The organism is Rhodococcus sp. NPDC057529, assembly GCF_042802055.1.
Lineage (GTDB): Bacteria > Actinomycetota > Actinomycetes > Mycobacteriales > Mycobacteriaceae > Rhodococcus_F.
On sequence record NZ_JBHVEY010000011.1, the window covers coordinates 170352 to 193940 of the forward strand.

The 23589-nt window shown below is 66.5% G+C and carries 21 protein-coding genes; 6 read left to right on the forward strand and 15 right to left on the reverse strand.

The window, feature by feature from the left end:
• The first annotated feature begins 25 nt into the window (after positions 1 to 25).
• From ACFU5V_RS22735 to ACFU5V_RS22755, 5 genes are read left to right on the forward strand one after another with little or no spacing between them, the layout of a single operon-like run.
• Positions 26 to 1630 (forward strand): ABC transporter substrate-binding protein, encoded by a 1605-nt coding sequence (locus ACFU5V_RS22735; RefSeq protein WP_378702061.1) that lies wholly within the window; start codon positions 26 to 28, stop codon positions 1628 to 1630.
• On the forward strand, positions 1627 to 2664 hold the full coding sequence (locus tag ACFU5V_RS22740) for an ABC transporter permease (protein WP_378702319.1): 1038 nt from the start codon (positions 1627 to 1629) through the stop codon (positions 2662 to 2664). The genes ACFU5V_RS22735 and ACFU5V_RS22740 overlap by 4 nt, the downstream gene beginning before the upstream one ends.
• Positions 2657 to 3475 (forward strand): ABC transporter permease, encoded by an 819-nt coding sequence (locus ACFU5V_RS22745; RefSeq protein WP_378702063.1) that lies wholly within the window; start codon positions 2657 to 2659, stop codon positions 3473 to 3475. Before ACFU5V_RS22740 ends, ACFU5V_RS22745 begins: the two co-directional genes overlap by 8 nt.
• Entirely contained in the window at positions 3472 to 4398 is a 927-nt protein-coding gene (locus ACFU5V_RS22750) for an ABC transporter ATP-binding protein (RefSeq protein ID WP_378702065.1), read from the forward strand. The genes ACFU5V_RS22745 and ACFU5V_RS22750 overlap by 4 nt, the downstream gene beginning before the upstream one ends.
• Before the next feature lie 3 nt (positions 4399 to 4401).
• The gene (locus tag ACFU5V_RS22755; RefSeq protein ID WP_378702067.1) at positions 4402 to 5058 is read left to right on the forward strand and encodes an ABC transporter ATP-binding protein; all 657 of its coding nucleotides are present in this window, start codon (positions 4402 to 4404) and stop codon (positions 5056 to 5058) included.
• A gap of 167 nt (positions 5059 to 5225) precedes the next feature.
• Here ACFU5V_RS22755 and ACFU5V_RS22760 read toward each other — a convergent pair whose 3' ends face one another.
• Entirely contained in the window at positions 5226 to 6950 is a 1725-nt protein-coding gene (locus tag ACFU5V_RS22760) for an APC family permease (protein ID WP_378702069.1), read from the reverse strand.
• A gap of 252 nt (positions 6951 to 7202) precedes the next feature.
• The gene (locus ACFU5V_RS22765) at positions 7203 to 8660 is read right to left on the reverse strand and encodes an aldehyde dehydrogenase family protein (protein ID WP_378702071.1); all 1458 of its coding nucleotides are present in this window, start codon (positions 8658 to 8660) and stop codon (positions 7203 to 7205) included.
• A gap of 266 nt (positions 8661 to 8926) precedes the next feature.
• Between ACFU5V_RS22765 and ACFU5V_RS22770 the strand changes: the two genes are divergently transcribed.
• A complete protein-coding gene (locus ACFU5V_RS22770; protein ID WP_378702073.1) occupies positions 8927 to 10636 on the forward strand; it encodes a sigma-54-dependent Fis family transcriptional regulator in 1710 nt (569 codons plus the stop codon).
• A 67-nt stretch (positions 10637 to 10703) separates the two neighbouring features.
• Here the strand turns inward: ACFU5V_RS22770 and ACFU5V_RS22775 are convergent, their stop codons facing one another.
• The 13 genes from ACFU5V_RS22775 to ACFU5V_RS22835 all read right to left on the reverse strand — a co-directional run bounded on the left by ACFU5V_RS22775 (position 10704) and on the right by ACFU5V_RS22835 (position 23553).
• Positions 10704 to 11345, reverse strand: a complete 642-nt coding sequence (locus tag ACFU5V_RS22775; RefSeq protein ID WP_378702075.1) for a TetR/AcrR family transcriptional regulator — start codon at positions 11343 to 11345, stop codon at positions 10704 to 10706.
• Positions 11346 to 11526: 181 nt separating this feature from the next.
• A complete protein-coding gene (locus tag ACFU5V_RS22780) occupies positions 11527 to 11670 on the reverse strand; it encodes a hypothetical protein (RefSeq protein WP_378702077.1) in 144 nt (47 codons plus the stop codon).
• Positions 11670 to 11978, reverse strand: a complete 309-nt coding sequence (locus ACFU5V_RS22785; protein WP_378702079.1) for a WhiB family transcriptional regulator — start codon at positions 11976 to 11978, stop codon at positions 11670 to 11672. The genes ACFU5V_RS22780 and ACFU5V_RS22785 overlap by 1 nt, the downstream gene beginning before the upstream one ends.
• An 88-nt stretch (positions 11979 to 12066) precedes the next feature.
• A complete protein-coding gene (locus ACFU5V_RS22790; protein WP_378702081.1) occupies positions 12067 to 12588 on the reverse strand; it encodes a winged-helix domain-containing protein in 522 nt (173 codons plus the stop codon).
• Between the two features lie 319 nt (positions 12589 to 12907).
• Positions 12908 to 13912, reverse strand: coding sequence for an agmatinase (gene speB, locus ACFU5V_RS22795; protein WP_378702083.1), 1005 nt, complete (start codon positions 13910 to 13912; stop codon positions 12908 to 12910).
• A gap of 37 nt (positions 13913 to 13949) precedes the next feature.
• A complete protein-coding gene (locus ACFU5V_RS22800; RefSeq protein WP_378702085.1) occupies positions 13950 to 15227 on the reverse strand; it encodes an aspartate aminotransferase family protein in 1278 nt (425 codons plus the stop codon).
• A 40-nt stretch (positions 15228 to 15267) separates the two neighbouring features.
• Entirely contained in the window at positions 15268 to 16776 is a 1509-nt protein-coding gene (locus ACFU5V_RS22805; protein ID WP_378702087.1) for an aldehyde dehydrogenase family protein, read from the reverse strand.
• A gap of 49 nt (positions 16777 to 16825) precedes the next feature.
• Positions 16826 to 18265 (reverse strand): NAD-dependent succinate-semialdehyde dehydrogenase, encoded by a 1440-nt coding sequence (locus ACFU5V_RS22810; RefSeq protein WP_378702089.1) that lies wholly within the window; start codon positions 18263 to 18265, stop codon positions 16826 to 16828.
• Positions 18262 to 19455: a CaiB/BaiF CoA transferase family protein gene (locus ACFU5V_RS22815; protein WP_378702091.1), complete on the reverse strand. Its 1194-nt coding sequence runs from the start codon at positions 19453 to 19455 to the stop codon at positions 18262 to 18264. Before ACFU5V_RS22815 ends, ACFU5V_RS22810 begins: the two co-directional genes overlap by 4 nt.
• Positions 19448 to 20464: an acyl dehydratase gene (locus tag ACFU5V_RS22820; RefSeq protein ID WP_378702093.1), complete on the reverse strand. Its 1017-nt coding sequence runs from the start codon at positions 20462 to 20464 to the stop codon at positions 19448 to 19450. Before ACFU5V_RS22820 ends, ACFU5V_RS22815 begins: the two co-directional genes overlap by 8 nt.
• Before the next feature lie 2 nt (positions 20465 to 20466).
• Positions 20467 to 21318 carry an HpcH/HpaI aldolase/citrate lyase family protein gene (locus ACFU5V_RS22825; protein ID WP_378702095.1) on the reverse strand — a complete coding sequence of 284 codons (852 nt, stop codon included), beginning with the start codon at positions 21316 to 21318 and terminating at the stop codon, positions 20467 to 20469.
• Entirely contained in the window at positions 21315 to 22538 is a 1224-nt protein-coding gene (locus tag ACFU5V_RS22830) for a cytochrome P450 (protein ID WP_378702097.1), read from the reverse strand. Before ACFU5V_RS22830 ends, ACFU5V_RS22825 begins: the two co-directional genes overlap by 4 nt.
• Before the next feature lie 49 nt (positions 22539 to 22587).
• Complete coding sequence (locus ACFU5V_RS22835) at positions 22588 to 23553, reverse strand: PDR/VanB family oxidoreductase (protein WP_378702099.1); 966 nt, start codon at positions 23551 to 23553, stop codon at positions 22588 to 22590.
• Positions 23554 to 23589: the final 36 nt, after the last annotated feature.

The following is a 23589-nucleotide window of genomic DNA, read 5'->3' on the forward strand; positions in this document are numbered from 1 at the left end:
AGCGCTGCACGAAAGCAGACCCAAGATGAAAAAGTCGCTCCATCCCGTATATGCCCTGGCGGCGGTGTTGGCCACAGTCGTTGCGGCTGGCTGCTCTGCGACCGCGTCCGCGCGCGGCGACGAACTTGTTCTTGCCGATGGCTACGAACTGGGCGGCTACAACCCGATCGCTGGGTACGGACCCGCCGGTGAGGCGAAAATGTATGACGGGCTGGTCCGCGTGACCGGCGGGAATGGGATTCCCGGTTTCGGACCCGCACTGGCCACCCAGGTCCCGACGCCGAATGCGGATGCGACGGTGTGGACCGCGACGCTGCGGGACGGGGTGAGGTTCAGCGACGGGTCGAGTTTCGGTGCAGAGGACGTTGTGGCCACCTACCGAGCGATTCTCGATCCGATGTCGGCGTCGGAGGCGAAGTCGTCGTTTGAGATGATCGACGAGGTGGTTGCGGTAAATGATTCGACCGTGCAGTTCCGCCTCGCCTACCCGTACACCCCGTTTCTGACGAAGCTGCTGATCGGGGTGGTGCCGTCCGAGGCGGTCGCGACTCCGGGATTAGCGGCCGAGTCCACCCTGAACACCGATCCGATCGGCACCGGACCGTATCGGTTGGTGCATCTGAGCCCCGACCGCGCCGTGTTCGAAGCAAACGAAGACTACTGGGACGGTGCCCCTGAGGTGAAGAAGCTGACCTTGATCTATGTGCCGGATGACAACACCCGCGCCCAGAGAATGGCGTCCGGGGAGATCGACGGCACGAATCTGCCGCCCCTGCTGGCGAATACCTTCGACGGGAAGCACGGGTTGACGGTGACCGCCCACCCCTCGGCGGACTGGCGGGGAGTGTCGCTACCGACCGGAAACCCGGTCGCCGGGGACAAGTCGATCCGGATGGCGTTGAATCTGGCGGCCAACCGGCAGTCGATGATCGACCACATCCTCGGCGGGCGCGGGCGCCCGGCCGCGACACCAATTCCCGAGGTCTACGGCGCCACCTACAACCCGGAGGCGAGGTTCCCGTACGCCCCGAACCAGGCGGAGCAGATCCTCGACGACGCGAGGTGGACCGCGGGCGCGGACGGCATCCGGTCCCGCGACGGGCAACGCGCGCAATTCACCATCATGTACAACTCGATGGACACGGTCCGCCGGGATCTGGCGCAGGCCTTCGCCTCCGACGCTTTGGCGGTTGGGGTGGAGGTCGACCTTGAGGCGCTATCGTGGGATCGCATCGACCCGCGTATCAATTCCGATGCCACCCTCCTCGGTGGCGGCGACGAACCGTACGACCCGGACACCCAGGCCTACGACACGCTCGATTCGCGCTTCATCGCCCCCGGGGTGGGCAGCATCTATGACAACGCGAGCGACTACTCGAACCCGGCCGTCGACGCGGCACTCGACAGCGGGCGCCGCAACCTAGCCCCGCAGGCCCGCGATCGGGACTACCAAGACATGCAGGCCGCCTACGTCGCCGATCCCGGGTATGTGTTCCTGGTCTTCCTCGACCACACCTACGTGGCCCGCGACAGCGGGTGGGCCATGTCCGGTCCGGTACTCGAGCCGCATTCACACGGGGTGACCTGGGGGCCGTGGTGGTCGCTGCAGTCGTGGACGCGCCGATCATGACCGCCCTCGATTTTCGGGCCGACGTATCGGCGTCTGTAGTCGAGGACCGGCCCAGAGCCCGGCGCCGTGGCATCGCCCGGATGGTCGAGCGCCGGCTTCTGTTTGTCGTTCCGATCCTGACGGTGGTATCTGCCGCGGTATTCGCCGCGGCGGCACTGTCCCCGTTCGATCCGCTGGTCAGCTACCTCGGCACCCGATATATGAGCACCAACGAGGCGGACAAAGCCGCCATTGCCGACCAACTCGGGTTCACGCAGCCCTGGTACCAGACCTATGGAAACTGGGTGCACGGGATGCTCACCGGCGATCTGGGGATCTCCCGGTCGTTTCACCAGCCGGTGGCACAGGTGATCGCTGAACGCATGCCCTGGACACTGCTGCTGGTCGGTGTCGCGCTGTTGGTTGCTGTCGCCGTCTCGCTGCTGTTAGGGGTGTGGGCGGGAATGCACCGCGGCAGCGTGATCGACAAACTCATTTCGACGGTGTGCATCGTGGTGCAGGGCCTGCCCCCGTTCGTGCTGGCGTTGGCGGCGATCGCGATCCTCGCCCTCGGGGCAGGATGGTTCCCGGTCGCGGGCCTAACTGACGGCGGATCCGATCCCACGGTCGGGCAGGTGGTCCGGCACCTCGCCCTGCCCGCGACGGTGCTCGCGGTCTCGCAGATGCCGTGGTTACTGCTGGCGGTCCGCGAATCGATAGCGAGGACTCGCAGGGAAGATTTCGTTGCTGGCGCCTGCGCCCGTGGCATCGATATCCACACCATCACCCGCCGCCATATCCTGCCGACCTCGCTGGCCCCGTTCGTGACCATCATCGGCGTCCGGCTGCCCGAAATCATCGTCGGCGCCGTACTCGTCGAAGAGGTTTTCTCCTGGCCGGGCATCGCCGGGGCGCTGGTCGAGTCCGCACGCAACCTCGACATGGCACTGCTGGCGCTGCTGACCATCGGCACCGTACTGGCGGTGATGCTCGGAAACCTCCTCGCCGACATAGCGTATGCACTCCTGGATCCGCGGGTGAGCACCGATGGATAAGCGGCGGTTGGTGATCGCGCTGATCGTGCTCGGCGCCCTCGCGCTCTACGCCCTCGCGGTTCCCGCGCTCGCCGGGGTGGACGACCGGATCACCGACTTCGCGCAGGCCAGGACTGCGCCGTCGACGGCGCATCTGTTCGGCACCGACGCCTCCGGGCGGGACCTGTTCGTGCGGATCGCCAAGGCGATTCGCACCTCGCTGCTGATCGCGGCGGCCTGCGCTGCTCTGGCTACCGTCATAGGAGTGGTCATCGGCACTGTCTCTGGGCTCACGGGCGGCTGGATCGACCGGATCGTGATGCGCTCGACCGACGCGGTCAACGCCCTGCCGCACCTGCTGCTGGGCATAGTGATCGTCGCCATGTTCCGCGGCAGCGGCCTTGCGGTCGTGCTGTCCGTCGCGCTGACCCACTGGACACAGGTGGCCCGGATCATCCGCTCAGAAATTCTGAGTCTACGCAGCCGCCCCTACATCGATGCCGCGATCCTTGCCGGCGCCTCCCGCCGGCACATCATCATCCACCACCTCGTGCCGGCCACCGCGCCGCAGGCACTCATCGCGGTCGTGCTTTTGCTACCGCACGCGGTGTGGCACGAATCGACGCTCTCGTTTCTCGGGTTCGGATTGCCGCCGCACACTCCCAGCGTGGGCACCCTCCTCGAAGAGGCGCGCAGTTCCCTGCTGCTCGGGGGATGGTGGACGCTGGTATTCCCGGCAGGCATCCTCGTGGTCACCACCATCACGGTCGCGGTCGCCGGGTCGGCGCTGCGCCGGCACATCGTCCCAAAACCCACGGTGGCGATTCGATGACCGACACACTGAGCGTCGAGCATCTCACCGTCCGTCTGCCTGTCGCCGACAACGCGATCGTGCACGCCGCCAGCGACGTCAGCTTGACCGTCGCCGCCGGCACAGTGACCGCACTGGTCGGCGAATCCGGTTGTGGCAAATCTATTCTCGCCGCCGCCATCATGGGAATGCTCCCGGACGACGCTCACGTCGCCGGGTCGATCACGATCAAAGCTGCGGACACGACCATCGAGGTCCTCCCCGGCAGCGGTACGAGGCTGGGGTTTCGCGGCCGAGTGGCAGCGCTGATCCCGCAGTCCCCGCTCACCTCGCTCACCCCGGTGCGCACCGCCCGCTCCCAACTGCAGGAAACGATCGACAGCCTCGGCGGAGTCCACAGCTGCAACGACCTCGCCGCACGCGTCGACTTGGCACCGTCCGCGCTCGACCGGTATCCGCACGAGCTCTCCGGCGGCATGGCACAACGGGTCGCCATCGCGGCGGCCATCGCCGGGGATCCTGCCGTCATCATCGCCGACGAACCTACCGCCCACCTCGACCGCGAACTCACCGACCACACCTTCGCGCTGCTACGTGACCTTGCCGACACCGGTGCCGCTGTGCTGCTGATCACCCATGACCTCGCCGCCCTTGAGCGCACCCCAGTGACCGACACCCTCGCCATTATGTACGCCTCACGGATCATGGAAACCGGCCCAACACCAGACATTCTCGCCGACCCTCTGCACGATTACACCGCCGATCTCCTCAACGCACTGCCCGCCCGAGGACTACATCCGATCCCCGGAACACCACCGACGCTGACGAATCTGCCCCCCGAATGTGTCTATCACCTACGTCGCCCCTACACCGAGCACTCCGGGGGTCCCACACACATGGTCACGATCGGAAACCGGGCCTTCCGTACACGCAAGGAACACTGAACGATGCCCCTGATCGCAACCAACATCACTGCCGGCTATGAGACCGGACACACCGTCGTCGACGGTGTGTCACTGACCCTGCCCCGTGCGGAGATCGTAGGACTGACAGGCGCGTCGGGATGTGGCAAGAGCACACTGGCGCGTGTGCTGGCCGACTTGCACCGGCCTTGGTCCGGCACCGTGTCCATCGACGATCACCCGCTGCGAGGACGCCCGTTCTCCGCTCCCCCTCCGGTGCGTGGGGCTGTCGCCATGCTGTTCCAATCTCCCCGTGCAGCAACGGACCCGCGGATGACTCTGTCGACCATAATCAACCAACCACGGGTAATTGCCGGGCACCGCACAAACGAAACCGAGATCATCGCGTTGGCCGAACGGGTGGGGCTGACCCCCGACCTGTTGACCAGGCGACCGGATGAAGTCAGCGAAGGTCAACTGCAGCGTGCCTGCATCGCACGTGCACTCGCTCAGCGCCCCCGCTATCTCATTTGTGACGAGGCAACAGCGATGTTTGACCCGGGAACGACAGCGGCCATCATCCGACTGATCCTCGAGGTCGCCACCGACCCCGGCCTCGGCATCCTCCTGATCAGTCACGATCACGATCTCCTGGAGAGCTGCTGCACGACCATCGACCGTCTGACACCGTCGGTGCGATAGCGGAGCGGAGGCGGAATTTCGGCGCGCCAAGCCACATCCCCGCGTAGGAGCATGTCGAACAGCAGGTTCGGTTCGGCCACCACATCCCTCCCACCTAGAAAGGCGCCGATCCCATGGTGGTGGGACCAGCGCCTTTCGGTGTGAGCGGAGCTTGCGGTGCCCGGTGCCTACTCCCGCGCCGAGGCCACCGACCTCCGATCGGTACCGACCTCCGGGTCGTATTCGGAAGCTGGTGAATCGGTTCCGAGCGAAACTACGGTGTCCGGTGCGTCGGGATCGCCCACTGTGAACCCCTGATCGTCCGCCGACGGCAGCACTGATATCAGCTTTGCTGCCGGTCTGGCGACGATGAAGTATGCCCACCCGATCACGAATACACCGGCTGAGACCAGCGGCGCTGCCCACAGCTGGTACCACTGCGCGTCAGGGGGGTTCAGCGCAGGGCGCGGCCACACGATGTTTGTGGTTTCGAACACCAGCCAGGCCACTGCGGACACGTTCACGATCAGCCCCACCCGACGGCGGCGAGGTGAACCCTGCGGCTTCCAGCGCCCGGACAACCGACCTACCAGACCAGCGATCGCGATCAACGAAAACGTGAGATACATGCCGCCCGTTCCGTACGCGACGAGGGTTCCAATCGCGCGATCATTGAGAGCAAGAACGAGACCGGCGCAAGCAAGGATGCCGGTGACCAGGATGGCATACGACGGTACCCGCCGGTTCCCGTGAACACGTCTGAGAAACGTCGAGCCGGGCAGGACCCCGTCACGTGAAATGGACCAGATCAGGCGAGACACCTGTGTGTTCGCGGCGAGCCCGCATGCGATGAACGCGATGACAACGGTGGCGACGAAAGGCTTGTCCGACCATGCCCCGAAGTTCGCAACGACGCTGGTGGTGACAGGATCGAGATCCTCGCCGCTGGCAACATGGGACAGGTCAGGATGCGCGAGCGCAATCGACAGTGCATTGAGAAACACCAGGCCACCGACGCTGAGCATCGAATACCACAGTGCGCGTGGAACGTTGCGGGACGAGTTCTTGGTCTCTTCGGCGCCGGCGATGCACGCATCGAAGCCGATGAACGCCCAGCCGGCTACCGCGAGCAGGGCGAGGGACACCGACACGCTTCCGAAGCCCAGCTGACTGTACGTACTGAAATCCCACAGAGAGGAAATCGGGCGATTTCGGAACCACAACAAGAGTGCGATACCAACGAGTAACGATGCTGCGAACTCGGCACCGACACCGAAGTTGAGCATTCTCTTGAGGAAGTTCACACCACCGAGATTGGCCAACGCACACACGATGTTGAAGATCACCGCGGTTGCGACCAGCCGCAATGGCGTCGCCTCGATCGAGAGCAGCGACAGTATCCACGGTGAGCCCAGGTAGGCGAGAGTCGTCAACGATGCCATCAGGCCGCAGATCGCGAACCATCCCGCAAACCAGGCGTAGCGGGGTCCGATCAATCGGCGCGTCCACTGATACGCCCCGCCGGCGATGGGGAACTGCCGGGCCAGTTCGCTGTAGAGGTACAACAACAGACAGTTGCCGGCCAGAGCGATCGGAAGAACCCACAACCAGGACGCGCCGGCGAGTGCCAATCCGACTGCCGCCGTCGAATACAACCCGATCACCGGGCTGACGGCGCCGAACCCCAGCGCAACATTGTGGAACAAGCTCAAACCACGGCTGAGGTGTTGGCTGTAGTCAGTGCCGGATGGTGACGGGGGCTGCACGCCAATCGGCGGCGGATTGTCCGACATAACAATTCCTTTCATGACTTGTCTGACTCGGCTCGAACCCGGTGCATTACGAGTCGGGCCCGTCTGACAAGCGAAGTGGGAAGAAGAATTTCCGTGGTAGAGGAGGTCGCTGTCGGACATCGGCACCGTGATGCTCGATGGGTGACGGTATCGGGATTCGTTCTCAGGAGATCGCCGATTCTGGTGAACTCTGTTGAGATCGGCACAACAGCGGGGGGAGGGCTCGAACGCCTCTCGAGTAATTGAGCCGGACACACTTTACCTGGCCGGTGGACTGTTGCGCGATAGTGAGGCAGTGGCGCTGCCGAGACCTCGGGTCAGTCCCGCTCGGCGTGCCCGGGAGCGTCGCGGCGCTACGCTCCCGGGCACGTGCTAGACCTTCGAGATGTTGATTACGTGGGTGTCGCTGAACGCATGGAGGCCGTCGACACCGAACTCGACGCCGAGACCTGACTGCTTACGTCCGCCGAACGGCACGTCGGGCGACAACGCGAAGTGCTGATTGACCCAGGTCGTGCCGCTTTCGAGACGGTTCGCGACTTCCGCAGCTCGCGAGGTATCGGAGCTCCACACTGAATTCCCGAGCCCGTAGTGGGTGTCGTTAACCCGTGCGATGACTTCGTCGAGCGTGTGGTAGCGGAGGATCGTCCGGACCGGACCGAACGTTTCCTCCGCGATGAGGGGATTGTCGTCCTCGATGTCGGCGACCAGTGTGGGCTCGACGAAGTAGCCGGGCCCATCGAGGATGTTGCCGCCGGCGAGGATGCGGCCGGTCTCCTTCGCGGTCCGGAGGTAGGCTTTGGCCGCTTCGAACTGCTTGGCGTTTTGGAGCGGTCCCATCTGGGTGTCGGGGTCAAGGCCGTTACCGACCTTTGTGGCGCGGACCCGTTCGGCGAGCGCATTGCACAGTGCATCGTAAAGCGAGTCCGGAGCAAAAATCCGTTTGATGTTGATGCATACCTGCCCCGCATTGAAGTACGCCCAGTTGTAGAGTCCGTCCGCAACTTTTTCGACGTCGGCGTCGTCGAGGACGACTGCGGCGTCATTGCCACCGAGCTCGAGGGTGATCCGCTTGAGGGTATCGGCACCCGAGCGCATCACCGCCTTGCCGACCGCGGTCGAACCGGTGAAGGAGACCTTCGCGATGTCGGGATGAGAGGTGAGGACGGGTCCGACCGCACCGTCGTCACCGACGATGTTGAGGACACCCGGAGGGAGGATCTCCTCGACCATTTCACCGAGCAGCATTGTGTTGAGCGGCGTCGTGGGCGCAGGCTTCACGACCAGCGTGTTCCCCATCAGCAGCGCTGGAGCGATCTTGTACATCGCCTGAAAGAAGGGAAAGTTCCACGGAAGGATCGCTGCGACGATACCGAGGGGCTTGCGATGGATCTCGATCCGTGCGGTCTCGTCGTCGCGCACAACCTCGGGTTCGGGCCGCAGCCCGGCGAAGTAGCGGGTGAACGCGACCGCCGAATCGACGTCGCCGCGAGCCAGGGCGAGCGGTTTGCCTTGCTCGAGGGTGATAATTCGGGCGAACTCGTCTGCACGCGATTCCACCGCATCGGCAAGCACTTGCAGCGCGGCCGCTCGGTCCTCGACGGGCGTACGACTCCAGTGTGCGAATGCACGCTTTGCGGCACTGACTGCAAGGACCACCTGATCGGTACCGGCGACCGGGCTCGATCCAATCGTGTCTTCGGTTGCAGGATTGATGACGTCGTGGTCCGACGCTCCGGTCACCAACTCGCCGTCGATCAGCATCCGGAACTGGTGTGCGTGCAGATCTTCCCCGACGACGGTGTCCGTGACACCCATTTGAGCGGTCATGTCTGAGCCCTACCTCCAGAACGTGATGACGCGACATGCGTCTCTCGGTTCGCTCTATGATTCAGGTCACGCACACGGCTATCTGTGTGAAGTTTGGACACACCACGGACCCCGTACCTGCAGGTGTCGATTGCGTTGCAACAGTGTCCGCGCGGACGGTGCCGCAGGTAGCCTGAAGACTCACGCTTTCCGGGCCCGGCACGCCGAGGGCCCATTTGGCGGCAGCCGCGGAACTCCCGGCACTGCCCATCCCGTCGAGGAGAGTAATGGCCGATACGCCGCGACCAACGAACGCCCGGTGGTCTTCTGAAATCTCGGAAACCGAATGTGGCCGTCACGGACGGGACCTCCGACCCGAGATCGCAGCGTCCTGGCATCGGTCCTCGTTGGCAGGGCTCAGCCAGGACCAGGCGCTCGACGCCGCGATTTGCGATGTGGATGCCACAAGCCGACTCATGCAAGCGGCCGCCCCGGTCCTTCGGGATCTGGGCAGGCAATTCGAAGGCTTCGAGGTCGGTGCGCTGCTCGCGGATAGGTCGGCAGTGCTGGTGGCGGGGCGGTTCGGCACGAAATCGCTTGCGCGCGAAGTTGATCGTCTCGGAGCTGTCGCCGGTGTGCAGTTCTCTGAGGTGCATTCCGGCACAAATGCCATCGCCACCCCCTACGAGACGAGGGCCAGCGTGTTCGTCCACCAGGACGAACACTATCTCGCGAGTATGCGAGGGTACTCGTGCTACGGATCCCCGATTATCAGTCCGACCACGAATCGCGTGGAGGGCGTAATCGATGTGATGGCATCGGCGGAATCGAGCCCGGCACTGATGAAATCTGTCATCGACCGCGCAGTCCAGGACATTCGCAATCAATTGCTCGAGACCTATGATGTCAACGTGATGGCCGTCTTCGCGGCGTTCAACTCGCTGCGTAGGCAATCAACCGATGCGGTCGTAATGATCAGCGACGACATCATTCTCAACAATCGACGATCGGTCGATATCCTCGCACCCGAGGACTACGTCACCCTGCGCGGAATCGCGCTCGAGCGGCCCGGATACTCGGGTACTATCGAGCTCGAACTCATGTCGGGATCTGCTGCGCGAGTGAAGATCACGGATATGGGTGATCCTCCGGCCACGGTGTTCCAGGTGCGCCACTCCACCGACACCACGACCGTCATACCCCGCGGAATTTCGCGTCGGAAACCTACTTCGAGACTTGACCGCGACATTGCGGCCGCCGCCCGAACAGATGGTCATATTTGTATCCAGGGCGAGCCCGGAAGTGGCCGATCCTGGGCCGCAGCTCAAGTGGCCCCCGGCAACTCTGCCAACTTCCTGGATGCGACCGAGGTCGTCCGCACCGGGGAAAGAGCCTGGCTTGATCAACTCGATCGGGCGTGCGCGACAACGGACACAGTGATCGTTGTGGAAAGTATCGAACTACTTCCGAAAACGCTCATCGCACACCTTGCCCGTGCGCTTCGCTCGGACCGTCCCTATCGACTTGTCCTCACCTGCGCAGGGGAGGCGGAATCGGCATCCGAGGTATCATACCTCGCGAGCCTGTGCGCGGCTCAGGTGCAGATTCCGCCGCTCCGTGACCGAGTCCCTGAACTCGGCGTCCTGGTCTCACGGATCGTGGGCGACGAGCTCAGGGCACCAGGTGTGCGCGTCACCCTGTCCGCAGTCGAGGCGCTGGCAGGGCACTCTTGGCCCGGCAACCTGTCAGAACTTGTCCGAGTTCTCCGCGAAGTCGTCGGCAATCGGTCCACCGGTGATGTCACCGTGCGCGATCTTCCCGAACAGTTCCGCACACCCGGCCGCATGAAGACGTTGCCGCCGCTCAAACGTGCCGAACGTGATGCGATCGAAGCGGCGATGAAGCTGTCCCGGGGGAACAAGGTCCATGCGGCAGCACAGCTGGGAATCAGCCGCTCGACCTTGTATGCGCGGATTCGAGAGTACGGCCTGAGTTGACGGCGGACCGTACGGAGGCGTCGCATCGGGGGGCTGTGCGGTCTCATTCGGCGGTAGCGGCCGGACGCTATGTCGCCCGTGGTGAGGTGGAGGCGAGCCGAGCCCGCATGCCGACTATGACTGCCTCGAGCCCGAGTTCGAATGCTGCGTCCACACGCGCCACCCCGCACGGGGCGCTCGCGAGCGCCTCATCGAGCGCAGGTGTCTGGCCATCACTGGTCTGCCACACTTCATCGGGAGCGAGGCGATCCAGGGCGGACCCGATCGCAAGCTCATCGAGCACGCTGATCCACAACATCCGCTCTGCAGCCGGGAAACCGGCATCACGGAGGGTCTCCGCCACGCGATCGTATCCCCGCAGAACGGATAGCGACGTCACGGACTGCGCATTGAGCAACGGCACCAGTTGAGGATGGCTGATGAGGCTTCCATGGAGTGCGCGGACCCAGTGAGTCAGCTTCTGCTCCCAGGTGCCCTGGTCCGGAAAATCGGCGTCCAAATGTTGTGAGATTCGGTCCCGAATCAATTCGATGATCTCGGTGCGACCGTTTACATGGTGATAGATCGACGAAGCACTCGTGCCCAGACGTGCGGCCAATTCGGACATTGTCAGGCGACCCTGCTCATCGACGAGTGCCAGCGCAGCCTCGATGATGGCGTCGAGATCTAACAGTCGCTTGCGGCGTCTCGGGCGTGCAGTCGGCGGCATCTCTTCGCTTCTCTTCGGATCATGCTCTGGCAGCGGAGCGTGACAGTACGCGCCCGGGTGTGCTGACACACGGTAACCGACACTCACAACAGCTGTGCCGGGGTTCTAACCCCGCAGCTTTAGCGCAGCGCAAACTGTGCATCGTCACACAATCTTATCCGAGCGATCTTCGGATAAGCTCTCATTGTGTTGGCAGGCGGTCGCTACGCATCGATGACGAATGATTTCCGAGCCGCTCACCGAGCACGCGCCGGTCAGTGATCCCTGCCGTCGCCGCTTTATCCGATCCGCCTGTCGTGGCGGATGCGTGGTCGGTGGCGTCCATCACGCAAATCGTTCTCGCTGCGAATAGGCGGACCTGCGTTCTCGCTCCGTGGTGCCGCCCCAGATGCCGAATCCTTCGCCGGCGTTCAGCGCGAACTCGAGGCAAGGTACGAGCACTGGACATGTGCCGCAGATCGATTTTGCGTGCTGTTCTCGGCGGATGCGATCACCCGCGCGTTCGTGATCCCTCCCGAAGAAGAGGGCGGGTCCGTAGAAGCTGCAGGCACCGCGACTGCGCCAGCTGTTGTCGCCGGCTTCGGGTGGGTTGGTGCTGCCTGCGGTGGGGGCGCGCATTGCGGTGTCGGGCATGGGTACCTTGTGTTTCGGGGTTGTAGTGGCCGTCCTGGTCTGGTGGGCACCGCGTTCCGCGGTGCTGTCGTTGTGGAACTCGGTGTCATCAGGAATGAAGGATGTAGCCGGTTCCGCGAATGGTGCGCACGATGCAGGGCGCTTCTGAGGATCGAAGTTTTCGGCGAATGGAGCTGACGCACATTGTGAGGACGTTGGTCTTCGCCTCCGGCGGGAATCCCCACACTTCGCGAAGCAACTGGTGTCGGGTGACGACACGATCACGGTTGCGGGTCAGGACTGCGAGGACGCCGAGTTCTCTCGCAGTCAGAGCGATGTCGGAGACATTCCAGGGGGTGGCTTGCAGGTGGTGCGGGCTTATGCCACTGGGTGGCGAGGGGTGCGGTGGCTGCCAGGTCGATTCGATTCGTCTTTGCAACGCTGCCAGGCGCGCTCGCAATTGCTCGGGGTGGGTGTCGAAGCCGATCACGTGATCGGCACCCGCGTTGAGCATCGATACGCCACCGTCCGGTTCGGTGGAGGGTACGAGGACGACGAGGCCGCCGCAGAACCCGGACAGTCGAAGCTTCATGACGCTGATGGGGGTGAGGTCGGGTGCGGTCGCGTCCACGGCCAGAAGACTCGCCGAGCGGGCGCCTTCATCTACGATCGCTCGGTGACGGGCGGTCACGTCCACCCCCACAGTGCGCAGATCTTCAGCGAAACCCGCGGCCGGGGACACGGCGACCACGCACGGGTGCATCCGCGTCGGCGGCGAGGTGTCGCGAGGGTTCATCAGATCGTCAGTGGCCTCTGCCTGTGGCGGGATCGATTTGCGCGGATGGGGGAGATCTACTCCCGGGGGATTCGGTTCGCACGTGAGGGCGGCGGGAGTTAGTGTCCCCGTCCCGTCGCCGTCGCGTGTTTTCATCTCGGGATCTTGGTGACCGTTATCGGGTGCTGAATCCAGTTCGGCCGTCGGGCAACGGCGGTGCCCACGCGGAGAGCAGTTCGTATCCGACGTGGGCGGCGGCGATGCCGGTGATTTCGGCGTGATCGTAGGCGGGGGCGACTTCGACGATGTCGGCGCCGACCACGTTCAGGGTCGAGGTCGCGCGCAGCATCATCAGCAGTTCCCGGGAGGTGAGGCCACCGGATTCGGGTGTGCCGGTGCCGGGTGCGAAGGCAGGGTCGAGTACGTCGATGTCGACGGAGACGTACACCGGCCGGTCTCCGAGCCGGGCGTGCATGCGTTCGATGGTGCCGGCGACGCCGATGGATTCGATTTCGTCGCAGCGGATGGGGGCGAATCCGAGCGCCCGGTCGTCGTCCATGTCCGAGGGACCGTAGAGGCCGCCGCGGATCCCGACGTGCAGGCACGCTTCGAGGTCGAGCAACCCTTCCTCGGAGGCACGGCGGAACGGCGAGCCGTGCACGTAGGGCGCCCCGAAGTAGGTGTTCCAGGTGTCGAGGTGTGCGTCGAAGTGCAGCACCGCGATCGGTCCGTGCTTGGCGTGCATGGCCCGCAGCACGGGAAGCGCGATCGTGTGGTCCCCGCCGAGCACGAGAAGCTTGGAGGAACGCTCGAGGACACCGCGTGCGCCCGCCTCGATCATGTCGATGGCCGTGGTCAGCTCGTACGGGTTGGCGGCGATGTCGCCGACGTCGACGACCTGCTGGCCGAGGAACGGCCACGCGTCGGCCTCCGGGTTGAACGGGCGCAGCAGCCGTGACGATGCCCGGATGTGGGCGGGGCCGAACCGGGCACCGGGACGGTAGCTGACCCCGGCGTCGAACGGCACACCTACCACCGCCACGTCGATGTTGCTGACCTCGTCCGGTCGCGGCAGCAGCGCGAAGGTGCCGGGTGCCGCGAACCGGGGCACCTGCGTGGAGTCGACCTGGCCGACGACATCGCCCACCGATACCCGGGGTGTGACGGGAAAACCGTTCATGGTGTGTGTCCTAGCTTTCGTGCTGTGGGTGTGTGGGTCAGCCGAGCGTGCGGAGTCCGCGCGCCAGTGTGTCGGCCAGCAGGCCGAGTTCGTCGGCGGCGATGGTGAGGGTGGGGGAGATCTGCAGGGCGCCGCAGGACATTGCACGGGTGAGGGCCCCGGCCTCTCGCACGGCGTGGACGGCCCGCCCGGCCAGCGTGGGGTCGGCGGCCAAACGCTCGCGGTCGAGCTGGACCGCGGCCAGTGCACCGGGGCCGGTGCGAACCGACTCGACGACCGGCAGATCGGTGAGCGAACCCAGCAGGGCGGGCAGGGCGCCCTCGATGCGACTGGCTGCGGTGAGCAGGTCGTGATCGGCGAGGTAGTCCAGGTTGGCCAGGGCTGCGGCGACGGCGGTGGCGTGTCCGCTGTAGGTGTAGCCGTGCTTGAACATCGCCCCGGTCTCGCCGGACCAGAACGGTGCGGCGACACGGTCGTTGACCAGGACCGCGCCGAGGGGAATGTAGCCGCTGTTGATGCCCTTGGCGCACAGGATCAGGTCCGGGTCGATCCCGAAGCGTTCGCTGGCGAACCAGTGCCCGGTGCGGCCGAACGCGGTGACGACCTCGTCGGCGATGAACAGCACCCCGTGGCGGCGGCAGATCTCGCGGACGGCGGTCAGGTAGCCGGGGGCGGGGAAGTGGACACCGCCGGCGCCGATGATCGGTTCGCACAGGAACGCGGCGACCCGGCCGGGGCCGTGGCGGAGGATGGCCGCTTCGAGGGCGGCGGGGTCGTCGCGGTCGACGCGGTCGGTATCGGCGAGCAGTTCCCCGTAGCCCAGGCGCATGCCGTCGATGCCGCCGATCTGGGTGCCGCCGACGTGCATGCCGTGGTAGGAGTCGCCGCGGGACAGGACGATGGTGCGGCCGAGTTCGCCGGCGACCCGCCAGTAGCGTCGGACGTATTTGACTGCGGTGTCGACGGAGTCGGAGCCGCCGCTGGTGTAGAAGACTTTCCAGTCTCCGCCGGGGGCGAGCGCGGAGAGCCGTTCGGCCAGTTCGATCGCCGGTCCGTTCGAGTAGTCCCCGAAGGTGTGGTACGCGTGCATCCGCAGGGCCTGGGCGTGGATGGCGTCGGCGACTTCGCGGCGCCCGTAGCCGATCTGGCAGAACCACAGGGCGGCGGTGGCATCGAGGTAGCGGGTGCCGGTGGTGTCGGTGACCCAGGCGCCGTCGCCGCTGGCGATGACCAGCGGCGGGGTCGGTGCGCTCATGTCGGCGAACGGCCGCCAGTGCGAGGTGGTGCGAGCCAACGTGTCGGTGTGTGCAGTCATCACATGTCCTTGAATCAGTGCGGGTCGGGGTCGAGAAGGCTCAGTGGCCGGTCCCGGGGTGCAGATCGATGACGGTGGTCTTCAGCTCGGTGTAGTGGTGCACGGCCTCCGCGCCGAGCTCGCGACCGAACCCGGAATTCTTGACCCCGCCGAACGGCAGTGTGGGATGGAAGATCCCGTACGTGTTGGCCCACACGGTGCCCGCACGCAGCCGCCTCGCGACCCGGTGAATGGTGCCGACGTTCGACGACCACACCCCGGACGCGAGCCCGTACTCGGTGTCGTTCGCCAACCGCACGGCGTCGTCCTCGTCGTCGAACGGCAACACCGTCAGCACCGGGCCGAACACCTCGTCCCGTTCGATGCCCTGTCCCGGGTTGACCCCGGTGACGACCGTCGGGGCGACGAAGAACCCGTCGGCGGGGACCGTACCGCTGGTGCGGACCTCCGCGCCCTCGGATTCGGCCTGCGCGATCATCTGCCGGACCCGGTGCTGCTGGGTGCGGGAGATCAGCGGGCCGACGTCGGTGCCGACGGCGAGCCCGTGCCCGAGGGTCAGCTGCGCGGTCCGCTTGTGCAGTTCGTCGAGGAACGAATCGTGCACCGACCGTTCGATGATCAGGCGGCTGCCGGCGATGCACACCTGCCCGGCGTTGGTCCAGATCCCGGCCATCACCGCGTCGACCGCGGCATCGAGGTCGGCGTCGGCGAACACCACGTGCGGGCTCTTGCCGCCGAGTTCGAGGCTGACCTTGGTCAGGCCCTGCGCCGCGGCGACCATCACGGCCTGCCCGGTGCGGGTGGAGCCGGTGAACGCCAACTTGTCGAGGTCGGGTGACGCCGACAGTTCGGCGCCGGTCGCCCGCCCGCCGGCCACGACATTGACCACACCGTCGGGCAGCCCGGCTTCGGTGCACAGTTCCGCGAAGTACAGCGTCGACAGGCTCGCCAGTTCGGAGGGCTTCGCGACGAACGTGTTGCCCAGGGCCACCGCGGGGGCGAGCTTGTACATCAGGATCGGCAGCGGATAGTTCCACGGGGTGATCGCGGCGCAGACCCCGACCGCCTCACGGGTTCCGACGGCGAACAACTGCCGCGGTGCGGGGATCACGCTGCCCTCGACCTTGGTCGCCCAGCCCGCGTAGTACCGCAGCACCGCGATGGCCTCGTCGACATCGATGCGCGCGTCCGCCAACGGTTTTCCGGTGTCCAGGCTCTCGAGTTCGGCGACGGTCTCGAAGTCGCGTCGCAGCAGATCCGCCAGCCGGTGGACCAGCTCCTCGCGACGCTCCGCATCGACCTCCGACCAGCGCCCGTCATCGAATGCGACCCGCGCGGCGGCCACCGCGGCCGCGACGTCGCCGGCGGACGCCGCGGGAAACGAGGTAAAGGTCGACCCGGTCCCCGGATCGATCACCGGGACCACCTCGTCGGAGGCCCCGGCTCGGTGCTCCCCGCCGATCAGCACCGAGCGCAAAGGCCGTTCCAGCCACGCACGCGTCGTCGCGGACAGCTGGCCGTGCGGGGGTGCATCGAGGGTTGTCGTCATCGTGTACTCCGGGATTCGGTCGGGGTGGTGCTCAGGCAGGGGACGGTGGTCACCACGTGGTGGCGATGTACTTGGTTTCGAGGAATTCGGTGATGCCGTGGCGTCCGCCTTCGCGGCCGATGCCGGACTGCTTGGTGCCACCGAAGGGGGCGGCCGGGTCGGAGAAGATGCCGGTGTTGAGACCGACCATGCCGGTGTCGAGTTGTTCGGCGACGCGCAGGCCGTGCTGGAGGGTGCCGGTGAAGATGTAGGAACCCAAACCCATGTCGGTGCTGTTGGCCCAGGCGATCACGTCGTCGGTGTCGGTGAATTCGACTACGGGGGCGACAGGACCGAACAGTTCGTGGCCGAGGATGTCGGCGTCGGGGGCGATGTTGTCGATGAGGGTGGGGGTGAAGAAGTAGCCGGGCCCGGGGTGGGGGGTGTTGCCGGTGACGGGTTTGCCGCCGCCGTCGAGGGCGATCTGCACGGCGTTCTCGATCGATTCCTTCGCGGCGGCGGAGGCCATCGGGCCGACCTGCACGCCGGGCTCGGTGCCCGGACCGACCCGGAGGGCGTTGAAGGCTGCGGCGAGTTTGTCGACGAACTCGGTGCGGACGGTGTCGTGGACGTAGAAGCGGTTGGCGGCGGTGCACGCTTCGGCGTTGTGCCGCATCTTCGCCTGCAGGGCGCCGGCGACGGCGGCGTCGATGTCGGCGTCGGGGAACACCAGGAAGGGGGCGTTGCCGCCGAGCTCCATCGAGGTGTTGAGGATCCGCCGGCTGGCCTGGGCGAGCAACGCCGATCCGACGCGGGTGGATCCGGTGAACGAGACCGCCCGGACGGGGCCGTGGTCGATCAGGTCGGCGACGACCTCGATGTCGCGGCTGGTCGGGATGATGTTGACGACCCCCGTCGGGACGCCGGCATCGTGGAGGATCTGGGCGAGCAGCAGCGCCGTCAGCGGGGTCTGCGGGGACGGTTTGACCACCACGGTGCAACCAGCGGCGAGGGCGGGGGCGATCTTGCGGGTGATCATGGCCGCGGGCAGGTTCCACGGTGTCAGCAGCAGGGCGACGCCAACCGGTTGGGAGAGTTCGATGATGCGGCGTTCGCTGGTGGGGGACTGGGTGAGGTAGCCGGGCAGGCGGACCGCTTCCTCGCTGTACCAGCGGAAGAACTCGGCGGCGTAGTCGACCTCGGCGAGGGCGTCGGTGCGGGCCTTGCCGTTCTCGGCGACGATCAGGTCGGCGATCTGGTCCTTGGCGGCGATCATCCGGTCGAAGACCGCGCGCAGGATCTCGGCGCGGTGGCGGGGGGTGCGGGCGGCCCAGTCGGGTCCGGCGGCGGCCGCGGCGGCCGCGGCCCTTCTGCCGTCGTCGATTCCGGCGTTGGCGACGGTGGCGATCGGCTCACCGGTGGCGGGGTTTTCGACGGTGAAGGTGCTGCCGTCGACGGCCGGCTCCCAGGCCCCGTCGATGAACAGCTTCGGGGTCAGTTCGTAGGTCATTGCGGTGCCTCCAGCAGATCAGCAGGGGTGGTGCGTAGTTCGGTGTTGTGCTCGCCCAGACGCGGGATCGGTCCCGGGGCCGCGCCGGCGCCGTCGAAGAGCAGCGGCAGCCGCGGCAGACTCAGCGTGCTGCCATCGGCCCGGTGTGCGCGGTCGTCGTCGATGGGGGCGAACAGACCGCGGTGCGCCAGTTGCGGGCAGGCCCGCACCTCGTCGATGGACTGCACCAGCCCGGCGGGTTGCCCTGCCTTGCGTAGGGCCTCGGCGGCCTCGAATTTCGTCATTCCGGCCGCCCACGTTTCGAATTCGGGGATCACCCGGTCGGCCATGCGGTCGGCGCGTTTGAGGACGGTGTCGATGTCCGGGTCGGTTTCGAGTTCCGGTTTGCCCAGGGCCTGGCAGCAACGTCGCCACATCTCGTCGGTGGGGATGACAATGGAGACCCAGCCGCCGTCACCGGCCCGGAACGCTCCGACCGGGCTGAACCGGTCGATGCCGCGGGTGGGGACGGCACCGGTGAACTCGTGCAACGTCAGCGGCCGCTCGACGAACGCGGCACCGATGTCGTACATGGCGGCGTCGACGTAGCTGCCCTTACCGGTCGAGGCCCGGCCGACCAGGGCGGTGAGCACACCGAGGGCGGACCAGATGCCGGTGAGCACGTCGGCGGTGCCCATGGGGGCGAGCTCGGGTGGGCCGTCGGCGTCCCCGATCAGGCTGGACAGTCCGCTCATGCCCTGGATCACCGAGTCGAATGCCGGCCACTGGGCGTACACGCCGCCGGAGGAGCCGAACCCGGTGATCTCGCAGACCACCAGAGCCGGGTACCTGCTCCGCAGTTCCTCGGGTGAGTACCCCTGCCGCGCCAGCGATCCCGGCCGCAGGTTGCACACCAGCACATCCGCGCCGGACAGCAGCTCCTCGAACACCTCCCGGTCGGTGGCTTCACTCAGGTCGAGTTCGACCGATTTCTTGCCGCGGTTGTAGGAGGCGAAACCGCCGCTGATGTAGTCCTCGTCGGGGCCGACCTTCGGGTCGTACCAGCGGCGGGGATCGCCGGTGCCGGGGCGTTCGACCTTGATCACCTCGGCGCCGGCGTCGGCGAGGATCGAGGTGCAGTAGGGGCCCGCGATGAACTGCTCGAGCGAGACGACCCGGATGCCGGACAGCAGCTTCAAACCCTCAGACATACAACCCTCCACAACCACTGGCCAGCAGAACAACTGGACGGAAATCGATGACGTCGACCGGGTCCTGGCCCGGTCGGTGCGTCTGCCCGCGGACGCGCATGCCCGCGACCGCGCCACCTGGGACCGCGACGGTGTCTTCGAGTTCGACCTCGAAGCCGAGGAGGTCGTCCTCGAACGTGGGGGACAGGTGATCGCAGGACCGCCACCCCAGAATCGTGACGGCGGCCGGCACCAGCCGCGACAGACTCGCCTGCGCGAGGGCGATGACGTGACCGCCGTAGACCAACCGGCGGCCCTGCTGCCCGCGTGCCGGGTCACGGTGGGCGGCGGCGAGGTTCTGCGTCAGCCGCACCAACCCGAGGGCGTCGCTGACACTGTCGCGCAACGGGTCGGCGGCGGCGAACCCGGCGGCGGGCAGCGGGCCGCGATCGATCTGGCTCAGATCCCAGTCCGTGGGGACTGCGGCGACGAAATCGTCCAGGGACCGCGACGGTGTCGCGGCACCGATCTGACCGACCTCGACCAGGTTGTCCTGCGAGCGCAGCGGCAGCAGTGCCAACCGTTCCAGGGAGGCGACCAGCCGGCCGTGCTGATCCCGGGTTTCGATGGACAGCAGCACCTTCGCCCGCCGGCCCGTGCCGGTGTCGCGGGTGTAGGCGCGGGCGGTGGGCGTGACGTGGGTGGTCAGGGTGTCCCCGAGGTGCACCTGCCGGTGCACCGTGACGTCGCGGTAGAACAGATTCGCGATCACGATCTTCGTGGCGACGGTGGACTGCCCGATCGCGATCTGCAGCACCAGGCCCGCGTTGGCAAGACGAACCGGGGAGCCGGTGACCGCCTCGGACAGCGCCGCGGACAGGCTCAGCGGGGACGGATCCCCGCACAACGCCTGAAAATACGCGGCGACACCGTGATCGAGCGTGATGGCCGGGGCCGGGGCGATGACCTCCCCGATCCCCAGATCGTCACCGTAGGGTCCGGTCTGCGCATGACATGTCGGTGCCGACACCGCTAACACCCCTTCAGAATCTGTCGCGCCCGTGCGATGACGGGTGCGTCGACCATGGCGCCGTTCACGGCGAACGCGCCGTCATGGCCGTGCTGGTCGAGCGCGGTGAGGATCTGCTCGGCCCAGGAGACCATGTCGGCGGTCGGACCGAAGGACGCCGTGACGATGGGAACCTGCGCCGGGTGAATGCACAGTTTGCCGGCGAATCCGAGTGCTGCCTGGTCGGCGGACTCGGCATGGAGCAACCCGTCGTTGTGCGTCGCCGCGGTAGGTCCGGCGAGGGCATATTTGCCTGCGGCCGCAGTGGCATTGACGATCCGCGCCTGCGCCCAGTCGGTGTTCGAGGTGTGCAGGCCGCCGCTTGCGGTGAGGGCCGCAATGTAGTCGAGTTCCCCGAACAGCACGGCCTCGACGGCGTCGTGAACGCTGATCTCGCGGGCGTCCTCCACCCCGTTCGGGGTCTCGATCAGCGCGATCACCGGCAAGGAGGTGCGGGAGGCGACGTCGTCGATCGCCACGGGCGAGGCCTTCGGCAGCACGAGAGCATCGAGTGCCCGCCCCATCGACTGCACTGCGGCCAGGTCCGCCTCGAAGTCGGCGGTGTCGACCGCGTTGATGCGCACCCACAGCCGCCGGTTCGGCGACGCGAGGGCAACGAGGGCGTCGGCGGTGGTGCGGCGGGCGGCGGCCCTGCTCGCGGGGGCGACCCCGTCTTCGAGGTCGATCATCAGCGCGGCGGCCGCGCTGGTGGCCGCCGAGGACAGGAATCGCGGCGAGGATCCGGGAACCGACAGCACCGACCGCGGCGCAATCACGCGGGCATCGAGGGTCTGCCGGGCAGCTTGCGGGTTCATGCGGGGGTGAACGTCACGGGCAGCGAGGCGATGCCGTTGACGAAGTTCGAGTGCAGCCGCACCGGTGCCCCGGCGACGGTGATGTCGGGCAGCCGGTTGAACAGCTCTTCGTAGAAGATGGTCATCTCCTTGCGGGCAAGGATCGCGCCGAGGCAGAAGTGGGGTCCGCCGCCGCCGAAGGCCACGTGCGGCTGCTCCGGGCGGTCGAAGTCGAGCTCGCCCGGCCGGTCGAAGACCGTGTCGTCGCGGTTGGCCGACAGGTACCAGATGACGACCTTGTCGCCGCGTGCGATCTTCTGACCGGCGATCTCGGTGTCGCGGGTGGCGGTGCGGCGGAAATGCATGACCGGAGACACCCAGCGGACGATCTCCTCGATGGCCCGGGGGGCGAGCTCGGTGAAGTTCTCCTGCCATCTGCGGCGCTGGTCGGGGTACTGCGACAGGGCATAGAGCCCGTGCCCGATGCTGGTCGCGGTGGTTTCGATGCCGGCGGTGACCAGCAGCGCGAAGAACACGGCGATCTCGTGGTCGGTCATCCCTTCGCCGTCGATCTTCGCACCCAGTAGTTTCTGCAGGAAGGCCGCCGAGTCCTCGGTGTTCGTGCGAGCCTTCGCGGTCAGGTCCTCGGCGTAGGCGATGATCTCGAGCATCGCCTCGTAGGCGGTGGCGGTGCCGTATTGCACCAGGGCCACCCCGGTCAGCTCGATCAGCCGGTCCCGGTCGGCGGCGGGGACGCCGAGCAGCTCACAGATCACCTGGGCCGGGAAGTCGCCGACGATGTCGGCCATGAAGTCGCACTCACCGCGGTCGCGGACCCGTTCGATGGAGCGGACGGCGTGGGCGCGGATGGTGTCGCTGAGGGCCTCGACGCTGCGCGGGGTCAGGACCCGGTTGACGATGGCGCGGTGGCGGGTGTGCTCGGCCCCGCTCATGTTCAGCATGCCGCCGAAGATGTGCACCATGTCCGCAGGCATGTCGACGATCTCGGTGCCCAGACCGGAGGTGAAGGTGTCCTGGTCGCGGCTGACGGTGACGACGTCGTCGTAGCGGGTCACTGACCAGAACCCCCGCCCGCCGTCCGGGAACCATTCGGTGCTGGGTTCGTCGTGCCAGAGGACGGGTCCCTGCGCCCGCAGCGCGGCGAATTGTGCGTACCGGTCCCGGTCGTCGGACCAGAAGCGGGGGTCGGCGGGACTGATCGTGTCCGTCGTGTTCGTCATGAGGTGAATGCCTTTTCGTTACTGAGGGTTTCGTCGACCGGGGTGCAGATCAGAGGTCGAGCACGAGCTTCTTCGACAGGCTGCGGCCGACGCAGATCATCATCGTGTCGTTGGCCTCGCGTTCCTCGTCGCTGAGGACCTGGTCGCGGTGATCGGGGATGCCGGCGACGACCCGGGTCTCGCAGGATCCGCAGTACCCCTCTTCGCAGGAGAACGGCACCTGGGGGGCGACCTTGCGGACGACGTCGATCAGCCGGTCGTCGGCGCCGACGGTGAGGGTGCACCCGGACTGGGCGAGCTCGACCTCGAATTCCTCGCCGGTCGTTGTGATGTCGGCACCGTCCTTGGCGCCGAACCGCTCCAGGTGCAGGGTTCCCGGCGGCAGCAGGTCGGCGCTGACCGTTTCGGCGGCCGCGAGCATGGGTTCGGGACCGCAGGCGTAGACGGCGCCGCCCTCGGGCAACTCCTTCATCGCGGCCGCGAAGTCGGGGTGGCCGGCCTCGTCCTGCGGAACCAGGCGCACGGTGCCGCAGGGGAGGGCGGCGAATTCCTCGGTGTACGCCATCGTCGAGCGGGAGCGGCCGCCGTACAGCAGCGTCCAGGGGATACCGGCCCGGGCCGCCTGCCGCGCCATCGCGAGGATCGGGGTGACGCCGATTCCGCCCGCCAGGAACAGGTAGTGAGTCGCCGGATGCAGCTCGAAGTGGTTGCGCGGTCCGCGAATCGACACGGCCACTCCCTTGTCGAGGGCAGCGTGCACCTCGACGGACCCGCCGCGGCCGCCGGTTTCCTTGAGCACGGCGACCACGAACTCGTCGGGGCGGTCGGTGTGCCCGCACAGCGAGTACTGGCGCACCGTGCCCGAGGGCAGCAGGAGGTCGATGTGTGCGCCCGGCGCCCAGGACGGCAACGCCGCACCGTCGGTGCTGCGGAGCGTGAGCTCGACGATGTCCGAGGCGACCGTGCGACGGTCGGCGACCTCGACTGTGTGTGAATCCGATGCTGACGACACCATGTGACCCTCATCTCAAGTTTCTCTTTCACCTGACTG

Coding starts and splice junctions, on each gene's coding strand:
- ACFU5V_RS22735 (WP_378702061.1), top strand. CDS start 26: ATGAAAAAGTCGCTCCATCCCGTATATGCCCTGGCGGCGGTGTTGGCC.
- ACFU5V_RS22740 (WP_378702319.1), top strand. CDS start 1,627: ATGACCGCCCTCGATTTTCGGGCCGACGTATCGGCGTCTGTAGTCGAG.
- ACFU5V_RS22745 (WP_378702063.1), top strand. CDS start 2,657: ATGGATAAGCGGCGGTTGGTGATCGCGCTGATCGTGCTCGGCGCCCTC.
- ACFU5V_RS22750 (WP_378702065.1), top strand. CDS start 3,472: ATGACCGACACACTGAGCGTCGAGCATCTCACCGTCCGTCTGCCTGTC.
- ACFU5V_RS22755 (WP_378702067.1), top strand. CDS start 4,402: ATGCCCCTGATCGCAACCAACATCACTGCCGGCTATGAGACCGGACAC.
- ACFU5V_RS22760 (WP_378702069.1), bottom strand. CDS start 6,950: ATGTCCGACAGCGACCTCCTCTACCACGGAAATTCTTCTTCCCACTTC.
- ACFU5V_RS22765 (WP_378702071.1), bottom strand. CDS start 8,660: ATGACCGCTCAAATGGGTGTCACGGACACCGTCGTCGGGGAAGATCTG.
- ACFU5V_RS22770 (WP_378702073.1), top strand. CDS start 8,927: ATGGCCGATACGCCGCGACCAACGAACGCCCGGTGGTCTTCTGAAATC.
- ACFU5V_RS22775 (WP_378702075.1), bottom strand. CDS start 11,345: ATGCCGCCGACTGCACGCCCGAGACGCCGCAAGCGACTGTTAGATCTC.
- ACFU5V_RS22780 (WP_378702077.1), bottom strand. CDS start 11,670: ATGGACGCCACCGACCACGCATCCGCCACGACAGGCGGATCGGATAAA.
- ACFU5V_RS22785 (WP_378702079.1), bottom strand. CDS start 11,978: ATGCCCGACACCGCAATGCGCGCCCCCACCGCAGGCAGCACCAACCCA.
- speB (WP_378702083.1), bottom strand. CDS start 13,912: ATGAACGGTTTTCCCGTCACACCCCGGGTATCGGTGGGCGATGTCGTC.
- ACFU5V_RS22800 (WP_378702085.1), bottom strand. CDS start 15,227: ATGACTGCACACACCGACACGTTGGCTCGCACCACCTCGCACTGGCGG.
- ACFU5V_RS22805 (WP_378702087.1), bottom strand. CDS start 16,776: ATGACGACAACCCTCGATGCACCCCCGCACGGCCAGCTGTCCGCGACG.
- ACFU5V_RS22810 (WP_378702089.1), bottom strand. CDS start 18,265: ATGACCTACGAACTGACCCCGAAGCTGTTCATCGACGGGGCCTGGGAG.
- ACFU5V_RS22815 (WP_378702091.1), bottom strand. CDS start 19,455: ATGTCTGAGGGTTTGAAGCTGCTGTCCGGCATCCGGGTCGTCTCGCTC.
- ACFU5V_RS22825 (WP_378702095.1), bottom strand. CDS start 21,318: ATGAACCCGCAAGCTGCCCGGCAGACCCTCGATGCCCGCGTGATTGCG.
- ACFU5V_RS22830 (WP_378702097.1), bottom strand. CDS start 22,538: ATGACGAACACGACGGACACGATCAGTCCCGCCGACCCCCGCTTCTGG.
- ACFU5V_RS22835 (WP_378702099.1), bottom strand. CDS start 23,553: ATGGTGTCGTCAGCATCGGATTCACACACAGTCGAGGTCGCCGACCGT.